The 807-nt window shown below is 70.6% G+C and carries 1 protein-coding gene; it reads left to right on the top strand.

The genetic code is table 11. The features are described 5' to 3' along the window. A partial coding sequence (locus ACFSHS_RS22515) for a GAF and ANTAR domain-containing protein (protein WP_376881168.1) occupies window positions 1-632 on the top strand: 632 nt, incomplete at its 5' end. Window positions 633-807 lie beyond the last annotated feature (175 nt).

Here is an 807-nt window from a genome sequence, read left to right as displayed (position 1 = left end):
ACAGCGTTCTCCGGCTGGTCACCGCGCTGGCCGCGGAGGTCCTGCCGCGCAGCTTCGGTGCGGGTGTGACGTTGCTGAGGGGTCGGGTGAGGTCGACGGCGGCCACGCATCCTCTGGTGGAGGAGGCCGACGCCCTGCAGTACGAGCTGGACGAGGGGCCGTGCCTGTCGGCCGCGCGGGACCAGCGGACGTATCGCATCGAGAGCATGTGGAACGAGGAACGGTGGCCCCTGTGGACGGGGCGGGTGGCGCAGCTGGGTCTGGGCAGCAGTGTCAGCAGCCCGCTGGTCGTGCGGGGGGACGGTCTCGGTGCGGTGAAGGTGTACGCCCGTCCGGAGGCGGCCTTCACCGATCATGACGAGCGGATCCTGGAGCTGTTCGCCGAGAAGGCGTCGGTGACGTTGACCAATGCGATCTCCCACGAGGACGCCCGCCGGCTGAGCGAGGAACTGCGCGAGGCGTTGCGCAGCCGGGACGTCATCGGCCAGGCCAAGGGCATCCTCCGGGAACGGCACCGGGTCGACGAGGAGACCGCCTTCGGCATGCTGGCGGAGGAGGCGCAGCGGACCAACGTCAAGCTGCGGACGGTCGCTCAGCGGCTCCTGGACTCGGCCGCACCGTCGTCAGGATGAGTCGTCCCGGCCAGCCACCACGTCGATGACCGGCGACCAGGGGCGGGCGGCCATCAGCGACGGCTGCCGTCGCGGGCAGCTGGATCTCCAGGAACTCTGGTTCCGGTACATCTCGCTCGGCGGGGACGCCACCCCGCTGGAGCTGGAGGCCTACCTCCTCGGGCTGATGCCGCTC

The sequence above is a fragment of the Blastococcus deserti genome (genome assembly GCF_042682525.1).
Taxonomy (GTDB): Bacteria; Actinomycetota; Actinomycetes; order Mycobacteriales; family Geodermatophilaceae; genus Blastococcus_B; species Blastococcus_B deserti.
This window is presented reverse-complemented; position numbering and strand designations above follow the sequence as displayed.